Raw genomic sequence first — 16,732 nt, 5'->3', positions numbered from 1 at the left:
ACACTTTCATTCCCTCACAGATACAGCCCACATCCGTGACCACGTGACGAGCGGTGCCTACCCACGAGGTTCATCCACCTAAGACTAACCTCAGAACCGGTGAAACCGGTGATGGTTATCTGCCCCGCCGTGTAGCAACGCAGGGGACCGGGCGGGTTGGCCCGTGAAACGAGGATGTCAGCGGTGACCGCGGGTTTGGCGGGCATTGCCGACATCTTCGCGGCAGATTTGGAGACGGGCAGCCGCAACGCGGCTCCGGCTCCAAATCTAGGTTGAAGCCCGCTTGCGGGCGGAAACCGGCCGCACAGGCCGACCCGCCCGGGACCAGGAGCCGCGGCAGGTCGGCTCCTCGTCCCGCTAAGCCCGCGGCGCTCCGCCTTGGTCATCGTCGGGCTGCGCGCCGCAACGCGGGAGCGATTAGCTACGCCATGGGTCTCGGGGCATAGTGCGCCCCAACCCCCATGGCTAGGCTACTCGTCCCGCTAAGCCCGCGGCGCTCCGCCCTGGTCATCGTCGGGCTGCACAAGCAAACGGCCGCTCGTCCTGCTAAGGCCAGCACTCGGGCCAAAGTGCGGCCCAAGCGCTGGCCTTACGCTAGACGGCGGCCTAAGTGCGGCTTGTTCCGCCCTGGTACCAAAAAGCCACCGCGCTGCGGTGGCTCGGGATTGCTAGTCTTCGGTTGGCTCCGGGGCGTCCGTCGGCGCTTCCGCGTCCGCTTCGGCCTCCGGTTCTGCGGGAGCCTCAGGGGTCTCGGGTTCAGGCGTGTCGGCCTGATCCTTGGCCTGGGCGAAGGCGCTCTTGCCGTCCAGCACGATGTCGTCGAAGTCGTCGTTGCCGCCAACTTCCGGCACGGCCGTCAGCTGGTCCTTCAAAGCCGTTGTGGCCTCGTCGTAGGTCGCGGTGGCCGCCTCCGGCTTTTGGGCCTTGGCCTTCAGCTCGTCGACGAACGCGGTTGCGGAATCGCGCCACTCGGCCGTCGCGTCCTTGGCGTAGTCGTAGTAGTCGGCCGCGCGGTCCGCCAGGTCATCCTTGGTGTCCGTGAACTTCTTTTTGAGATCTTCGCTGGTCTGCGGGGTCAGCAGGTAGGTGGCCGCCAGCGAGCTGGCCGCGCCGAGCACGAACCCTAACAGAAAATGACTTTTTTTAGACATGTGGAACCCTCCCTATACTTTGCGCCTAGTTTGCCTTGGTGTCTTTCTTCTTCAGCATTGACATCGCCATCTGTCCAACCTTGGCGGCCGCGGTGACCTTGGCCGTGTTCTGGACGCCGCTTGTGACCTTGGTGGTCAGGTTGCGCGTCGCCGTGTTCAGGTCGGAGACCGATTCGCCGAGCTCGCCGATGGCGGTGAACACCGGATCGACGGCGGCAACCTTGCCGTTCACGTCGTTGAGTAGCGTGTTGGATTTGGTTAACAACGCTTCAATTTCATTGGTCAGCGGCTTGACTTCGCCGTTGACGATGGTCAAGGTCTGGTTGACCTCGGCCACGGTATTTTTGATTTCCTTAGTGACCGCCGACAGTCGAATCGCGACGATCGCGATCGCCAGCGCGATGACCAGTAACGCGACGGCCGCGATCACGCCGGCGACTTCTGCTCCTGACATGCAACACCCTCCTAACTGGCTTTTGCCCGTTAAGTTAAGAGTACCACATAGCGCGTGGTTGGGGTACCGCCAACTTTGTGAGCGCGTTCAAAAACCGGCCGAAAGCGCGCCCCGGTGCCCGGGGCAACGCTCTGGCCATTGTGGCGGGTTTGACCAACCCCCACGCCTGGCCGATGCCGTGCCCACGCCGACGCCGCGAAGGCGACGGCGGCCGTCACAGGAGCGCCGCGACGGCCGGCCGCAGCCGCCTCGCGCACCGCCGGTTTTTTGTCAAGATTTCCTTAGGCCAGTGGTCGCCCGGGGCCCGGTTTGGTACACTTAAGGGATAGATTGGAGCGATTGCCTTGATTTTTTTGGCTCAGGTGAAAGACCTCACGCAGCAGACCAACCTCTTCCTGCGCTACATTCAAAACATTAACTGGGACGGGGTGCTCGACCGCGTCGTCTCCGTTGTCGTGCAGCTCGTGCTGTTCACCCTGCTGTTTTTCATCATCAACGGCGTCGGCAAGAAGCTGGTCAACCGCGGCTTCGTGACCTACAAGGGGCGCAGCCGGCTCAGCCCGACGCGCGTCGACACGATGCACACGCTGACGCGCAACGCGTTCTCCTACCTCGTCTTATTCTTCTACCTGTACGCGGTGCTGTCGACGCTCGGCGTTCCCGTCGGCACGCTGATCGCCGGCGCCGGCGTGGTCGGCATCGCCCTGGGCCTCGGCGCGCAGGGCTTCGTGTCCGACGTCGTCACCGGCATCTTCATCATCCTGGAGGGCCAATTCGACGTCGGCGACTCGGTGACGCTGGGCGCAATCTCCGGCAAGGTGACCAGCGTCGGCCTGCGCACCACCATCGTGCAGAGCTTCAACGGCACGATCAACTACATCCCCAACCGCAACATCAGCATCGTCTCGAACCTGTCGCGCAGCAACATGCAGGCGCTGGTGCGCCTGCCGATGCGCCCGGACACTGACTTCGCCAAGGTCGACGAGGTGATCGCGGCCGTCAACCGCAAGCTGGTGCCGACCCACAAGGAGATCAAGAGCGGCCCAGACGTCCTCGGCCTGACCGATAACGGCGACGGCACCTTCTCCTACCAGGTCCTGATGTTCGTCCAAAACGGTCAGCAGCTGGCCGTCCAGCGCGACTTTCTCGCCGCCTACAGCCAGGCTCTGACCGAATCAGGCATCCAGCTGCCGACCCCGACCATGCCGCGACCGTAGCCCCGGCTGCACTTTCCCGCCGTTTCTCGCCGTCGCGCCGCACCACCGTCTCCCGGCCGCTGCCAACGCTCGCTGCCAACGCTCGCGAGGCCGCGGCCGCACCTCCCGCCCAACGCTTCCGCCGCCCTTCCCTTTAGAAAGGACCCCGCCATGCGCAACTTGATCAAAGGCGCCTTCATCGGCATCGCCCTCGTCATCCCCGGCCTGTCTGGCAGCATCTTCGCCGTCGTGGTCGGCCTCTACGACCGCCTGCTCGAGGCCGTCAACCACTTCACCGAAGCACCGCGCCGCCACCTGCGGCTGCTGGTGCCGGTCGGGCTCGGCGCCGCCATCGGCATCCTCGCGTCCACCAAGGCGATCCTCGCTTTGACCGCGGCGTGGCCGGTCGCCGCCTACGCGTTTTTCACCGGGCTGGTGCTCGGCATCGTGCCGTTCGTCTGGCGCAAAATGCGCCAGGTCCCGCCGCGGCCTTGGTACCCGCTGTTAAGCGTCGCGGGCTTTGCCGTCATCTACGGCCTGGCACGCCTCGGCGAGGGGCAGGCCGGCACGCTGATTGCGATTCCGCGGCTGACCAGCGCCGGCGACTTCTTCACGATGCTGTGGGCCGGCGCGTTCTCCGTGGCGCTGATGGCGATTCCCGGCATCTCCGGGTCGATCATGCTGATGGTGATCGACCAGTACGGCACCGTGTACAACGCCGTCGGCCAGCTGGGCACGGCGGCGCGTGCCGCGCTTGCCGGCGACTGGGCGGCCGCCGCGGCCGCGGGCCAAAGCGTCGCGCTGCTTCTGCCCTTCATGATCGGGGCGGCGCTCGGACTGCTGGCCGTCGCGCGCGTGATGGCGTGGCTGCTCGCGCGCTTTGAGGCGCAGGTCTACTACGCCGTTGCCGGCATCGTCGCCGCGGCGGTGGTGATCCTGGTGCGCACCGGCATCGCCTCGGCGTGGCCGGCCAGCTGGCTGGGCGCCCTGGCCGTGGCACTGGTTTTCGCGGTGCTTGGCGTGCTCGCCACCCTGTTCCTCGACCGTCCCGACGCAACCGACTGACTAGACAAGAAAGACGCCGTGCAGCGAACTGCACGGCGTCTTTGCTTGTCTGAGTTGGCTAGTCCTTGGCCACCGGCTCGCGCGCGGTGACCGCGTACTGCTTGTCGATGTTGTGGCCGATGTAGTTGATGCCCTTCATCACCTCGCGCCGGGTCACGATGCCGGTGAAGGTGCCGTCGGCCTGCACCACCGGCAAAAACGGGTTGTCGACCAGAAGGTGCAGCACGTTCTCCACGTCGTACGGGTCCTCGATGGTCACGAGGTCCTTTTCCATCACGTCCTTCACGCACAGCTGATCCAGCGGCGCGAAGCTCAGGTCGTCGAGACCAAGCATCGTGTTGGTGATCATGGAAAGGGACAAGAGCCCCTTGAGGTGGTCGTCGTGGTCCAGCACCGGAATCTTGGCGTAGCGCACCTTGGTCAGCACCAGGAAGGCGTGGCGCAGCGAGTTGTCCTCGTTGACGCTGGCGACGACCTCGCCGGGAATCATGAAGTGCTGCCGGTTTTCTATCATCATGTGATCGATCACTTTGTTGATCATTTGCACACTCCTCTTTGTGGGTACCCCTTCATTTTACCCGATTCCGGGCCGGACTGCATCCCGAGCAAAAAGCTTTACGTCTTCGTTAATCTTGCCTATACTTCTATAAATTGGTAGAATGTGAGCATTACGTGTTTTCAGAAAAAGGGCAAAGGGAGAAACGAGACAAAATGACATACGATTTAGGCGTTCGGCTTGCGGCCGAATTCATCGGCACCGCGATTATGGTGGCGCTGGGCAACGGCTCCGTGGCCAACGTGGACCTGAAAGGGACGAAGGGGAACGGCTCCGACTGGATGCTGATTGCCGTCGGCTACGGTGCCGGCGTGATGATTCCCGCCATGATCATCGGCGGCATTTCCGGTAACCACATCAACCCCGCCTTCACCATCGGGCTGGCCGTCGCCGGGATGTTCCCGTGGGCGGAGGTCCTGCCGTACCTCATCGTGCAGTTTCTCGGCGCGATGTTCGGTCAGGCGATGGTGGTCGCCGCGTACAAGCCGCACTACGACCTGACCACCAACACCCAGCACATCCTGGGCACCTTCAGCACCATCAACGCCACGAAGAGCAAGCTCAACGGCTTCATCAACGAATTCATCGGCTCATTCATTCTCTTCTTCGGGGCACTGGGCATCACCAAGGCGCCGTTTTTCCAAGACAACCTCGGCACCGCGCACATGGCCCTCGGCTTCCTGGTCGCCACCCTGGTCGCCAGCTTCGGTGGCCCGACCGGCCCGGCGCTGAACCCGGCGCGTGACCTCGGCCCCCGCCTGCTGCACCAGCTCCTGCCGCTGCGCCACAAGGGCAGCTCGGACTGGGGCTACGCCTGGGTCCCGGTGCTCGCGCCGATCCTCGCGGGCATCTCCGCCATCCTGCTGTACAAGACCGTCTTCATGTAATCAGGCACGCCAAAACGGCCGCCGCACCGCACGCCCTATGGGTGGCGGCGCGGCGGCCGTTTGAATAACTGTCCACTCGTGTGGTTGCGAGCCCGGCTCCGGCGCGGACCGGTCCAGGCTTCCAGCTCCGGGCCTGGGCGACGGAACACGTGGGGCTCCCGCAAGCCCAAAGACCGGTCTTGCGACCCGCCCACGCCTGCGCCTCACATCGTGACTTGAGGCCTCACTAAGCGGGACCGTCTATTGCTGCGGGCGGCACGCTCGGCGACGGTCTAGCCAAGTCAACCGGGCGAACGAGTCGTCCGGGCAACCCTCACAACGCGTGCGGCGCAATGCCCAACGCGCCCAACTAGGCGCGGTCCCCACTGGCAACGACGCCTACCGCGTGAACGTGCGCTCCAGCCCCGGGGCGGCCTTGCCGTCGCGGGTGTGGTAGGTCACGGTGAACGCGGCCGACGTCACCGTGATCACCGCGTACGTGCCGCGGAGGCTGGCGAACTGGCCGCGCGGCTGGCTGATGCTGCCGGGGTTGAGCACCAGCATCCCCTGGTGCATCTCGCAGCCCAGCTGGTGGGTGTGCCCGAACAGCGCGATGTCGGCGTTCGCCGCCCCGGCGGCCGCGATCAGGTCGTCCAGCTGGTAGTTGACCCCCAGCCGGTGCCCGTGGGCCGCAAAAACGGTGGTGCCGGCGATCGTCGCCGTCAGGCTCAGCGGGAAGCCCTGATCGAAGTCCATGTTGCCGCGCACCGCGCGGTAGGTGTTGAACACGGCGTCGTCGGCCGCAAACTCGGAGTCGCCGACGTAAAAGTACGCGGCGGCGTCCGGTTCAAAGCCCAGAATGTCCAGGAGGATTTGCCGGTCCCCGTGGGTGTCGCTCACTGCCACAATCTTCATGTCGCCCTCCTAATTCTCGTACCAGGCGCGCCACTGCTTTTCAAGCGCGCGCATCGCGTTGCCGCGGTGGCTCACCGCGTTTTTCTCCTCCGCCGTCAGCTCGGCCATGGTCTTGCCAAGTGCCGGCAGCATGAAGTACGGGTCGTAGCCGAAGCCGTTGTCGCCGCGGGGAATGCCGGTGATCAGGCCGTCAACGGTGCCGGTCACCACCAGGTCATCGGCCGGCCGGTTAGGCTTGGCGAACACCAACGTCGAGTGGAACGTCGCGGTGCGGTCTTTCGGTGCCACCTCTCCGAGCTCGGCGATCAGCTTGGCGTTGTTGGCCGCGTCGTTGTGGCCGACGCCGGCGTAGCGCGCGGAGAAAACGCCGGGGCGCCCGTCCAGCGCGTCGACGGTCAGGCCGGAATCGTCGGCCAAAACCGGCAGCTCCAGCGCCCGGGCGTACCCGTCGGCCTTCAGCCGGGCGTTCTCCTCGAACGTCCTACCGCTTTCGGGAACCGTCGGCACGTCGGGGAAGTCGCGCAGGCTGAGCACCTTGACGCCCTCCGCCGCAAACATCGCGGCGATTTCCTTGACCTTGCCCGCGTTCTTGGAGGCCACCACGACGGTCTTGGCCGCCGCGCGGCTCGGGCCGTCCGTTTTGAGCTGGTCGATGGTCACGTGGGTCGCCTGGACCGTCATGCCCAGCCAGTTGCCGGCGATCACGTCGAACAGCTCGGCGTTGCCGGTGGTGTAAAACTCGCGCACCGGCTCCGCCACCGGCGCGTCGTTGGCGATGTCAAAGTAGTCCAGCAGCGTGGACACCTCGCTGACGGTTTCGGCGCCCGAGTCGATCAGGGTGACGCCCGCCCCCATCACGTTGTGGATCAGCGGCCGCAGCAGCGGGTAGTGGGTGCAGCCCATCACCAGCGTGTCGATGCCCTGATGCAAAAGCGGCTTGAGGGTCTCGGCGACCACGCGCTTGGCCGTCGGGGTCGTCATCTCGTTGCTTTCGACCAGCGGGACGAACTTCGGGGCGGCCAGCTCGGTCACCTCCAGCCGGTCGGCCTTGCGGTGAATCGTGTCGGCGTACGCGTGGCTGGCCACGGTGCCCTCGGTGCCGATCACGCCGATGTGGCGGGTCTTGGTGGCCTTGATGGCCGCGCGGGAGCCCGGCACGATCACCCCGATCACGGGAATGTCGAGCTTGGCCTTCAGCGCGGGCAGGGCCGCGGCGGTCGCCGTGTTGCAGGCCACGACCAGCATCTTGATGTCGTGGTCGAGCAGGAAGTTCACCATCTGCCAGGTGAACTCGCGCACCTGCGCCGCGGGCCGCGGGCCGTAAGGCAGGCGGGCCTGGTCGCCCAGGAAGACCACGCCTTCGTTGGGCAGCTGCCTAAGCGCCTCCTTGACCACGGTCAGGCCGCCGACGCCTGAGTCGATGAATCCGATTGGTTGCGTCTTCATAGCTAACGCCTCTTTCGTTTAGTCTGAACCTTCATTGTGGGCGTCTTCACGGGCAAAATCAAGTGGCGCCGCGGGCCGGCTAGAGCTGTTTTTTCCCGCGGATTCCAGTATACTAGGGGTAACGTTCACGAGGAGGCCGTCATGGCAAAAGCAAGTTATCAAGATCTACTCACCCTTCCGGCAACCGGCCCGCTGTTCGGTCAGCTGGCGCTGCGGGACCTGGTGCTCCCGGATCTGCTCGGCGTGGAAACCTCGAGCATCCTCTACTGGGCCGGCCGCGCGCTGGCCGCCAAGCTGCCGGTCGCGGAACCGGACATCGCCGCGTTGTTCGAGAAGATGGGCTTTGGCACCCTGGCGCCGGAATCCGCCAAGAAAAACGAGCGCCACTACACCTTGAGCGGCTCGGTCGTCGAGACGCGCATCCAGAACTTTGACGAGCCGGACTTTCGCCTCGAGGCCGGCTTCTTGGCCCAAAGCCTCCAGCAGGTGCTCGGCGTGGTCGCCGAGGCCAACCCCGTGGTGGACCGGCGCAAGAAGGTCGTCGCCCTCACCGTGGTGCTTGACCTCAAGGCCCCGCAGCCGACGGCGGAGCACCCCATCGCCCTGTAACCCACAACGAAAAACCCGCCGAATCTTCGGCGGGTTTTTTGGGGTCTACACTTTCTGGTGTTGGAGAATTCCAACGCCGAGAGTGTAGACCTTTTTTCAATAACAGCGCAAAATAAAAGGGCACCATCTAGCACCCGTTCTTCGCTCCAAGCGACCAAACCTAAAACAAAGCGAGGTATTAGTGATGTCCAACCTTGATTCTACGCTCTCTGTCCTGGGATTGCCATACGAGAACATTCATGTAACCGCAGTTTACGACGGCTACCGAGGCCGGGGCAAGCGGCGCCTTCAGTACCACGTCATTGCGTGTGATCTCACTTACCACCGCGATACTTGTCCTCACTGTGGTGAAGACGCGTTGCGACCTAACGGTCATAAGGCGACACACATCCGCATTCAATCACTCAGTCAACTTCCAACGCTTCTTGAGCTTTCCAAACAGCGCTGGCTCTGCTCGGCCTGCCATCGTACCTGTTCCGCAGAGACACCGCTTGTGGCCTACAATGACACGATTGCCCACTCAATCAAGCAAACAGTCCTACAGCTTGCCAGGCAGTCCCTCCCCGAAGCAGTGATTGCCAAAAATACGGGTATCTCTGCAGCGACAGTTCGACGAGAACTCAAGTCCCATCTCCACCATCGCAGTCGCCCGGAGTTGCCGACCAACCTATGTTTTGACGAGTTTCGATCAACTCAGAATATGATGTCCTTCATCTGTATTGATGGCGATACCCATCGATTGGTGAAGCTTCTTGGCGACCGTCTGAATAAGACTATCAAGGACTTCTTTCTTGCCAACTACTCCACGGCAGAACGCGCCGCCGTTCAGACCATCACAATGGACATGAACGCCTCCTACCAAGCTTTTATCCACCAAGTTTTCCCCAATGCCCAGCTCATCATCGATCGCTTCCATATCGTTCAGTTGCTCGGTCACGCGGTGGACACTGTGCGCGTCGCAACGCTTAAGCAGCTCGACGACAAAACGAGCCGAGTCTACCGTATTCTTAAACATCAGTGGCGGCTCTTCCACAAGGCCGCACCGGACGCGATACACACCAAATACATGCGTGGGCTGAACGAGCATATCACGGAACAGGGCGCCCTAGATGTGGCGTTCACCGCCAACCCTCGGTTGGCCACAGTATGCGAAACCTACCAAGCGCTTCACGATGCCTTGATGGGCCACAATCCGCGGCGGTTGTGGCAGTTACTTGAACACTACGAGTCAACCGGAACCGAAATGGACACCGCAATCCGCACGCTCAAATCGAACCAGGCTGGAATTCTGGCGGCAGCGGACAGTTGGCGTTCCAACGGTCCACTTGAAGGGATTAATCGCAAGATCAAAGCGCTCAAGCGATCGTGCTATGGATTCAGAGACCAAGCTCACTTCTTCGAGCGGATCTACCAGATTATCGCATAAATAACAAAAGAGCCCCTCCAAAGAGGAACTCCCAGAAAATATCAAATTATTCTTCAACACCAGTTGACGCAGAGCCGTTTTTTGTGTTAGTCGGTGTACTTGTTCAGCACTTCTTCAAGCTGGTCCTTGGTGTGGTAGCCGACGATCTTCTCGACCGGCTTGCCGTCCTTTTTGACCAGCAGCGTTGGGATCGCCATGATGCCGAAGCTCGACGGAGTGTTCGGGTTCGCGTCGACGTCCATCTTCACGAACTTCACGTCCTTGCGGCTTTCGGCCAGCGATTCGATCACCGGGCTTTGCATCTTGCAGGGGCCACACCAGGTTGCCCAAAAGTCGGTCAGGGTCACGCCGGTTGCGGTTTCGGTCTCAAAGTTCTGATCGGTTACAGCTAATACCATCACGGTCACTCCTTATCATGTACTTACTTTTCGTAACTAACTACAGTCTACTTCATTGGGCAACCAAAAGCAAGCGTTCCCCCACTCGGTTCACCGCCGCCACCGCTTTGGGGGCGCCGGTAGTCGCCGCAAGCCCTACTTGAATTCGACGATGGTGGCGCCGGAGCCGCCGGCGTTTTGCGGCGCGAAGCCGAACTTCTTCACCTGTCGGTTGCGTTTCAGGTACTGGGTCACGCCGTTGCGAATCGCGCCGGTGCCCAGGCCGTGGATGATGGTGACCTGCTGGTAGTTGGCCAAAAGGGCCGAGTCGATGTAGCTGTCGAGATTGGCCATCGCCTCGTCGTAGCGCTGGCCGCGCAGGTCCAGCGTGGTGCTCGGGCCGGTCATGCCGCCGCCCTTGACACCGGTGATGCGCCGCTTGGGCTCGGGCTCCGGGTCGTCTTTGATTTTCTCGATGTCGCTGGTCGCGATGCGCATGCGCATGATGCCGATCTGGACGTCCCAGTGCTTGCTGTCGGCCTGCTCGATCAGGTCGCCGGTCTGGCCGTAGCTCAGCACCTTGACGCGGTCGCCGGCCGCCAGCGCCTGCTTGCGCTTCTCGCGGCGCAGCACGCGGTTGGGCTGCTTTTTCTCCTGGTGCAGGTTGGCCAGCTCGGTCTTGGCGTCGATCAGCTGGTTCTCCTTGACGGTGCCCGGGTTGGTCAGCTGCATCTGGCGCAGGGTCTTGATGATCTTGTCGGCCTTGTCCTGCGCCTTGTCGACGATCGCGTTGGCCTGGTCCTTGGCGGCGTTGAGCTGCCGCTCGCGCTCGTTGAAAAACTCGGTGTAGGCGCTTTGCAGGTCCTTGTGGAGCTTTTCGGCCTCGTCGAGCTCGTGGCGCGTCGCCTTGTACTCGGTTTCGGCCGCCTTGCGCTGGCTTTCGAGGTCCGCAATCATGTTGTTCAGGTCGTGCGAGTCATCGGCGATCAACAGCTTCGCGCGGTCGACGATGGTCGCGTCAAGCCCCAGCCGAAGCGAGATGTCAAAGGCGTTACTGCGCCCCGGCACCCCGATCAGCAGCTTGTAGGTCGGCTGCAGCGTCGCGACGTCGAACTCCATGGAGGCGTTGATCGTGTTGGGCGTGTTGTAGCCGTACAGCTTCAGCTCCGGGTAGTGGGTGGTGGCAACGACGTCCGCGCCGATCACGCCGACCTCATCGAGGATGGCGATGGCCAAGGCCGCGCCCTCCTGCGGGTCGGTGCCGGCGCCCAGCTCGTCGAACAGCACCAGGGCGTCCTTGTCCAGGTGGTCGAGGATGGTGATGGTGTTGGACATGTGGGCGGAAAACGTGCTGAGGTTCTGCTCGATGGACTGCTCGTCGCCGATGTCGGCAAAGATGTCGGAGAACACGCCGATCTGGCTGTTGGCCGCGGCCGGGATGAACAGGCCGGATTGGCCCATCAGCTGCAGAAGCCCCAGGGTTTTCAGCGTGATCGTTTTGCCCCCGGTGTTCGGGCCGGTGACCACGATCGCCTGGTAGTCCTGACCCAGCGTGATGCGGTTGGGCACGACGCGGTGCGGGTCCAAAAGCGGGTGACGCGCCGCCAGCAGGTCGACGTGGTTTTCGCGCGAGACGGTCGGCTCAGTCGCCTTGATCAGCCGCGCGTACTTGGCCTTGGCGTTGATGAAGTCGAGGTGGCCGATCACCTCGGCGTTGGCGGCCAGCGCGGTCGCGTTGGGCGAGACCTCATCGGAGAGCTCGGCCAAAACGCGCTCGATCTCGGTGGCCTCCGCAATCTGCGCCTCGCGCAGCCGGTTGTTCATCTCGACGATCGCCTGCGGCTCGATGAACAGGGTCTGGCCGCTGGCGCTTTGGTCGTGCACCACGCCGCCGAACTGGCCGCGGTACTGCGCCAGCACCGGAATCACGTAGCGGTCGTCGCGGATGGTGACGATCGGGTCCGACAGGTACTTGGCGGTGCCGCCGCGGGTGTAGTTGTCCATGCGCGAGCGGATGTCGCCCTCCAGCCGCTTGATCGACTGGCGGATGCGGCCGAGCTCGGGGCTGGCCTCATCGGTCAGGTTGCCCTCCTCGTCCACCGCCGTGGTCAGGCGCCGCTCAAGCTGCGGCAGCGTGGTCAGCGCCTGCTGAAGGTCGTACACCACGCGCAGGTCGACGTTGTCGGCCAGATCGGTCAGGAAGCGGTCGACGGCGCTGACCGTGCGCAGCACCCGCGCAAGCGCCGCAAGCTCCGTGCCGTTGAGCACCGAGCCGATGCGCACGCGCTTCAAGGACGGGCCGATGTTGCCGAGGGTCGGAATCGGGATCCCGCCCTTCAGGCGCAGAATGGTCGCCCCGTCCGCGGTTTCGTCCAGGCCCGCCTGGACCTCATCCGCGTTGGTCTGCGGCCGCATCGCCGCGACGCGCTGGGAACCGGCGGCCGTGGCGACCTCCTGCTGCAGCGCGGCGACGATGCGGTCGTAGGCCAGGGTTTGGAGAATTTTAGTATTCATAGTTTTTCCTTTCACTTAGAGTCGCCGGGCAGGCAAAAGGCGAGGCCTGCGCCTCGCCTTGGTCGCACATTCTGTTTAGCCCGCCACCCAAAGCGTGGTGAACAGCTTCGTCAGGACCGGCGAGTAGCGCACCATCGCGCGGCCGACCAGCGAGTTGGCCAGCATGTCCTGCAGGCCGCCGATTGGGATCAGCGCCACCAGGTACAGCAGCAGGAAGATGAACAGGTAGCCCATCGCGACGTTGAGAAAACCGCCGAGCAGCCAATTGACGTGCGAGTCCAGCGGCCGGTACTTCAGGTCGTGCAGCCAAAGCGCAACGAAGCGCGTGACCAGCCAGCCCAGTGCCAGCACCGTCACGAACGCGACGCCGCGGTAAAACGCGGCGTCCAGCGTCAGACCGACTTGGTTATCAAAGAACACGAAACGGCTCTGCTCGGTGGCCGACGGGTACGGCACCAGAAGCGAGATCTGATTGGCCAGCCCCTTGTACAGCGCGGTCGCCAGCATGAAGGACAGGACGTAGCCTGCCACGTGCACCAGCTGAAGCATCAGCCCGCGCCGTGCGCCGGCGTAAAAGAAATAGGCCAAAGCCAAGATGATCACAAAACTCAGCATAATTACTCCTGCGTGTCCCGCTGCGCCTGCGCTTGGATCTTGACCGCGTCGGACAACGCGTTGAAGGCCAACAGAATGGCAGCATCCTCTGAACTGAGACTCGGCGCGAGGCCCTTGATCTGCGCGAGCCGCTCGTTGAGCATCGCAGTTACCGCCTCAAAGTGCGCCGCGCTGCCGGGCCCGACGATCGTGTAGGACTTGCCATTGATTACGGCCTTGAACCGCCTTTTTTGTTCTTGCAACCGACACCGCTCCTTTTCATATACTGATTTATTCTACCATGAATGCAATTCACGCGCTACCGGCCGGGCGATTGCGACGCCGATGGCCACCCCAACCCGGACATCGACCGCACGCGACGCCGCTGGCTCGCGACGCCGGAGTGCGCTCAGTCGATTTAGATTTTGGCCTGCTCCATCTGTCGCTGCACAATCCGCAAAGCTTCGCGCTCGGGCCAAAGCCCGGCCACGCATCCGCGCTAGGCTACCCGACCGGCTAAGAGCGCCTTGGGCCGCTCTGGTTTCGTCGAGCTACGCAGGGCAACGCCGGTTCGTCTAGCTAAGCCCGGCACTCGGGCCAAAGTGCGGCCCGATCGCCAGGCTTACGCTACCCGACCGGCTAAGTGCGCCCTGCTCCGCTCTGGGAACACAAAACCCCGGTCGCCAGTGGCGGCCGGGGCATGTGAAAGGTTGGTGAAACTTAGATGCGAACGGATGGATCGGAGTCGGTGCCTTCGTATTCATCAAGCACGATCTGCTTCATGTCTGCGATCAAAGGCTCAACCGGGTTGGTGACCGTGCAGTTATCCTCGTAAGCCAGCTCGGCGAGGCGATCAACGCTTGCCAAGACGTCTTCCTTGGAGATGCCCTGGTCCTTCAGGCTCAGCTTGACGCCGACGCGGTGGGACAGGTCGATGATGGCCTGAACGTAGGCCTCAACCAGCTCTTCGGTGGTGTTCCCCTTCAGACCCAGAGCACGCGCGATGTCGGCGTAGTCTTCAGCGGCCTGGAAGTAGTTGTACTTCGCCCAGATGGCCCGCTTCTTCGGGGTCTTGGCGTTGTAGCGGATGACGTGCGGCATCGTGATGGCGATGCAACGCCCGTGAGGCAGGTGGAAGGTCTGGCCAAGCTTGTGGGCGATACTGTGGTTGATGCCCAGCAAGGCGTTGGCAAAGGCCATCCCGGCGATCGTGGAGGCGTCGTGCATCTTGGCCTTGGCGTCGAGGTCACCGTTGTAGCTGTTTTCAAGGTTGGCGAAAACGGACTTGATGGCTTGCAGCGACAGGCCCTTGGTGTAGTCCGTGGCCATCGTGGAGACGTAGCTTTCGGTGGCGTGGCAGAGCACATCCAGCCCGGTGTCGGCCACAACCTTCGGCGGCACGGTTTCGATGAACTGGCTGTCAACCAGGGCAACGTCCGGGGTCAGCGCGTAGTCGGCCAGCGGGTACTTGATGCCCGTTTCGGAGTCCGTGATGACCGCGAAAGGCGTCACTTCGGAGCCGGTACCGGACGTGGTCGGGATGCAGACCAGCTTGGACTTGGTCGGCTTCGGGAACTTGTAGGTACGCTTGCGGATGTCCAGGAACTTCTGCTTGGCGCCGAAGAAGTCGCCGTCGCCATCGTAGAACAGCCAGATGCCCTTGGCCGCATCCATGACGGAGCCGCCGCCGATCGCAACAATTGCGTCGGGCTTGAAGGACTTGGCAATTTCCGTGCCTTTGTAAACGGTGTTGGAGGAAGGATCCGGCTCAACATCGACGAAGGTCTGGATCTGAACGTCGTTGGTGCGCTGGTTCAGCACGTCTTCAACGATCTTGACGTAGCCGAGCTTTTCCATGCCGCGGTCGCCGACGATCAGAACGCGGTCCAGGCCGTCCATCTTTTCGAGGTAACGGACCGAGTTACGCTCGAAGTAAATCTTGGGGGGGAGCTTCACCCACTGCATGTTGTTGCGGCGCTTGGTGAGGGTCTTCACGTTCAAAAGGTCGATGGTGCCGACGTTGTGGGAGATGGAGTTGCCGCCGTAAGAGCCGCAGCCCAGGGTCAGCGAAGGAATCATCTCGTTGTACAGGTCGCCGATACCGCCCATGGTGGAAGGCGAGTTGACCAGCACACGGCAGGCGTTCATGCGATCGGCGTACTCAAGCGCCAGGTCTTCGTCGGCGGTGTGAATCACGGCGGTGTGGCCGAGCCCACCGTTGTCAAGCATCCCTTCAGCCTTGGCAAACCCATCGGCGTGGTCTTCGGCCTTGATCATGGCCAGAACCGGGCTGAGCTTTTCACGAGACAGCGGGAACTTCGGGCCAACGCCCTTGAGTTCGGCAATCAGGATTGGGGCGTCTTCTGGGATCTCGATGCCGGCCCAGTCCGCAATCGTGTGGGCACTCTGGCCGACGATCGGTGGGTTGACGGAGCCCTTTTCGAGGTTGATGACGGTCTTGCTCAGGGCCGGGATGTCCTTTTGCTTGGCAAAAGCGGCGCCCTGGGCGATGAATTCGGCCTTCACTTCGTCGTAGATGGCGGCATCGACGATGACCGCCTGCTCGGATGCGCAGACCATGCCGTTATCGAAGCTCTTGGACAGGATGACGTCGTTGACGGCCTGCTTGATGTTGGCGGAAGCCTCGATGTAGGCAGGCACGTTGCCGGCCCCAACGCCCAGCGCTGGCTTACCGGTGGAGTACGCAGCCTTCACCATGCCAGGGCCGCCGGTGGCCAGAACCGTGGCGATGCCAGGGTGGTTCATCAGCTTCTGGCAGGCTTCGATGCTTGGCACCGGAATGTACTGAAGGGCACCCTTTGGCAGCCCAGCCTTTTCGGCCTCTTCGCGGATCACTTCAAGGGCCTTCGCGGAGGAGTTCTGCGCACCTGGGTGGAAGGAGAAGATGATCGGGTTGCGGGTCTTGATCGCGATTTCGGACTTGAACATCGTGGTCGAGGTCGGGTTGGTCACAGGCGTTACGCCGGCGATGACCCCGATCGGTTCCGCGATGGAAACCAGGCCGCGCTGCTTGTCTTCGGCGATGACGCCGACGGTCTTGTTGTTCTTGATGGCGTGCCAAATCTCTTCGGTGGCGAACATGTTCTTGATCGCCTTGTCTTCGTAAACGCCGCGGCCGGTTTCTTCAACCGCGAGCTTCGCGAGCTCCATGTGGTGGTCAAGGCCGGCAATCGCCATGCGGTGCACGATGTGGTCAATCTTGGCCTGGTCGAAGGTCTTCAAGACCTTCAGCGCTTCATGGGCGTTGGCAACGAGTTCGTCGATCATCTTGTCAACATCGACGGGCGCTTCAGTTTTAGGTGTCTCTTTCAGCATCTGGATCCCTCCACAATTTGTTTGCAAGTTTTCGTTAACCATTTCACAAACAATAATATAGCAAGCTTTTGTGAATTTGTAAACAAGTTTCGGTGAATTTTTTCACGAATATTTCTAGTGGCTGTTACACCGGGGTTCCGTCACTGTCTCACGATGTGACCCAGTGAGCGTAACCGGCTTCATCGGGGCGCGGGCCGCGGTGTCCCCGCCGCCGAGAAAACTGTGCA

The 16,732-nt window shown here is 62.4% G+C and carries 15 protein-coding genes; 5 read left to right on the top strand and 10 right to left on the bottom strand.

Going from position 1 to position 16,732, the window contains the following annotated elements; genetic code table 11:
- Positions 1-668 precede the first annotated feature (668 nt).
- Together LE416_RS01250 and LE416_RS01245 are read right to left on the bottom strand one after the other, a co-directional pair.
- Positions 669-1,151 (bottom strand): YtxH domain-containing protein, encoded by a 483-nt coding sequence (locus tag LE416_RS01250; protein WP_225046682.1) that lies wholly within the window; start codon positions 1,149-1,151, stop codon positions 669-671.
- A gap of 25 nt (positions 1,152-1,176) precedes the next feature.
- A complete protein-coding gene (locus LE416_RS01245; RefSeq protein WP_225046681.1) occupies positions 1,177-1,605 on the bottom strand; it encodes a DUF948 domain-containing protein in 429 nt (142 codons plus the stop codon).
- Between the two features lie 344 nt (positions 1,606-1,949).
- On the opposite strand from LE416_RS01245, the gene LE416_RS01240 reads away from it, so the two are divergent.
- Both LE416_RS01240 and LE416_RS01235 read left to right on the top strand, forming a co-directional pair.
- Complete coding sequence (locus LE416_RS01240) at positions 1,950-2,822, top strand: mechanosensitive ion channel family protein (protein WP_225046680.1); 873 nt, start codon at positions 1,950-1,952, stop codon at positions 2,820-2,822.
- Positions 2,823-2,972: 150 nt separating this feature from the next.
- Complete coding sequence (locus LE416_RS01235; protein WP_225046679.1) at positions 2,973-3,866, top strand: DUF368 domain-containing protein; 894 nt, start codon at positions 2,973-2,975, stop codon at positions 3,864-3,866.
- A gap of 58 nt (positions 3,867-3,924) precedes the next feature.
- Here LE416_RS01235 and cbpB read toward each other — a convergent pair whose 3' ends face one another.
- A complete protein-coding gene (cbpB, locus tag LE416_RS01230) occupies positions 3,925-4,407 on the bottom strand; it encodes a cyclic-di-AMP-binding protein CbpB (RefSeq protein WP_225046678.1) in 483 nt (160 codons plus the stop codon).
- 170 nt (positions 4,408-4,577) lie between these two features.
- Here cbpB and LE416_RS01225 point away from each other — a divergent pair, with 170 nt between their 5' ends.
- On the top strand, positions 4,578-5,309 hold the full coding sequence (locus LE416_RS01225; protein ID WP_225046677.1) for an MIP/aquaporin family protein: 732 nt from the start codon (positions 4,578-4,580) through the stop codon (positions 5,307-5,309).
- A gap of 378 nt (positions 5,310-5,687) precedes the next feature.
- On the opposite strand, the gene LE416_RS01220 is transcribed toward LE416_RS01225, so the two are convergent.
- Both LE416_RS01220 and racE read right to left on the bottom strand, forming a co-directional pair.
- Positions 5,688-6,203, bottom strand: coding sequence for a YfcE family phosphodiesterase (locus LE416_RS01220; protein ID WP_225046676.1), 516 nt, complete (start codon positions 6,201-6,203; stop codon positions 5,688-5,690).
- A 9-nt stretch (positions 6,204-6,212) separates the two neighbouring features.
- A complete protein-coding gene (gene racE, locus LE416_RS01215; protein ID WP_225046675.1) occupies positions 6,213-7,649 on the bottom strand; it encodes a glutamate racemase in 1,437 nt (478 codons plus the stop codon).
- A gap of 141 nt (positions 7,650-7,790) precedes the next feature.
- On the opposite strand from racE, the gene LE416_RS01210 reads away from it, so the two are divergent.
- Together LE416_RS01210 and LE416_RS01205 are read left to right on the top strand one after the other, a co-directional pair.
- Positions 7,791-8,258 carry a YslB family protein gene (locus LE416_RS01210; protein ID WP_225046674.1) on the top strand — a complete coding sequence of 156 codons (468 nt, stop codon included), beginning with the start codon at positions 7,791-7,793 and terminating at the stop codon, positions 8,256-8,258.
- A 184-nt stretch (positions 8,259-8,442) separates the two neighbouring features.
- The gene (locus LE416_RS01205) at positions 8,443-9,684 is read left to right on the top strand and encodes an ISL3 family transposase (RefSeq protein WP_225046665.1); all 1,242 of its coding nucleotides are present in this window, start codon (positions 8,443-8,445) and stop codon (positions 9,682-9,684) included.
- 86 nt (positions 9,685-9,770) lie between these two features.
- Here LE416_RS01205 and trxA read toward each other — a convergent pair whose 3' ends face one another.
- The 5 genes from trxA to adhE form a co-directional block, all read right to left on the bottom strand.
- Positions 9,771-10,082 carry a thioredoxin gene (gene trxA / locus LE416_RS01200; RefSeq protein WP_225046673.1) on the bottom strand — a complete coding sequence of 104 codons (312 nt, stop codon included), beginning with the start codon at positions 10,080-10,082 and terminating at the stop codon, positions 9,771-9,773.
- A 135-nt stretch (positions 10,083-10,217) separates the two neighbouring features.
- A complete protein-coding gene (locus LE416_RS01195) occupies positions 10,218-12,575 on the bottom strand; it encodes an endonuclease MutS2 (protein ID WP_225046672.1) in 2,358 nt (785 codons plus the stop codon).
- A gap of 75 nt (positions 12,576-12,650) precedes the next feature.
- A complete protein-coding gene (locus tag LE416_RS01190; protein ID WP_225046671.1) occupies positions 12,651-13,190 on the bottom strand; it encodes a CvpA family protein in 540 nt (179 codons plus the stop codon).
- A 2-nt stretch (positions 13,191-13,192) separates the two neighbouring features.
- A complete protein-coding gene (locus LE416_RS01185) occupies positions 13,193-13,432 on the bottom strand; it encodes a cell division protein ZapA (protein ID WP_225046670.1) in 240 nt (79 codons plus the stop codon).
- Positions 13,433-13,889: 457 nt separating this feature from the next.
- Positions 13,890-16,505 carry a bifunctional acetaldehyde-CoA/alcohol dehydrogenase gene (adhE, locus tag LE416_RS01180; RefSeq protein WP_225046669.1) on the bottom strand — a complete coding sequence of 872 codons (2,616 nt, stop codon included), beginning with the start codon at positions 16,503-16,505 and terminating at the stop codon, positions 13,890-13,892.
- Positions 16,506-16,732 lie beyond the last annotated feature (227 nt).

Origin of the sequence: Lacticaseibacillus kribbianus (assembly GCF_020180945.1) — a bacterium.
GTDB classification, from domain to species: domain Bacteria; phylum Bacillota; class Bacilli; order Lactobacillales; family Lactobacillaceae; genus Lacticaseibacillus; species Lacticaseibacillus kribbianus.
This window is presented reverse-complemented; position numbering and strand designations above follow the sequence as displayed.

Excerpts from the sequence above, each read along its gene's own strand:
- LE416_RS01250 (WP_225046682.1), bottom strand. The coding sequence starts at position 1,151 with ATGTCTAAAAAAAGTCATTTTCTGTTAGGGTTCGTGCTCGGCGCGGCC.
- adhE (WP_225046669.1), bottom strand. The coding sequence starts at position 16,505 with ATGCTGAAAGAGACACCTAAAACTGAAGCGCCCGTCGATGTTGACAAG.
- LE416_RS01225 (WP_225046677.1), top strand. The coding sequence starts at position 4,578 with ATGACATACGATTTAGGCGTTCGGCTTGCGGCCGAATTCATCGGCACC.
- LE416_RS01220 (WP_225046676.1), bottom strand. The coding sequence starts at position 6,203 with ATGAAGATTGTGGCAGTGAGCGACACCCACGGGGACCGGCAAATCCTC.
- racE (WP_225046675.1), bottom strand. The coding sequence starts at position 7,649 with ATGAAGACGCAACCAATCGGATTCATCGACTCAGGCGTCGGCGGCCTG.
- cbpB (WP_225046678.1), bottom strand. The coding sequence starts at position 4,407 with ATGATCAACAAAGTGATCGATCACATGATGATAGAAAACCGGCAGCAC.
- trxA (WP_225046673.1), bottom strand. The coding sequence starts at position 10,082 with ATGGTATTAGCTGTAACCGATCAGAACTTTGAGACCGAAACCGCAACC.
- LE416_RS01205 (WP_225046665.1), top strand. The coding sequence starts at position 8,443 with ATGTCCAACCTTGATTCTACGCTCTCTGTCCTGGGATTGCCATACGAG.
- LE416_RS01210 (WP_225046674.1), top strand. The coding sequence starts at position 7,791 with ATGGCAAAAGCAAGTTATCAAGATCTACTCACCCTTCCGGCAACCGGC.
- LE416_RS01245 (WP_225046681.1), bottom strand. The coding sequence starts at position 1,605 with ATGTCAGGAGCAGAAGTCGCCGGCGTGATCGCGGCCGTCGCGTTACTG.
- LE416_RS01195 (WP_225046672.1), bottom strand. The coding sequence starts at position 12,575 with ATGAATACTAAAATTCTCCAAACCCTGGCCTACGACCGCATCGTCGCC.
- LE416_RS01190 (WP_225046671.1), bottom strand. The coding sequence starts at position 13,190 with ATGCTGAGTTTTGTGATCATCTTGGCTTTGGCCTATTTCTTTTACGCC.
- LE416_RS01235 (WP_225046679.1), top strand. The coding sequence starts at position 2,973 with ATGCGCAACTTGATCAAAGGCGCCTTCATCGGCATCGCCCTCGTCATC.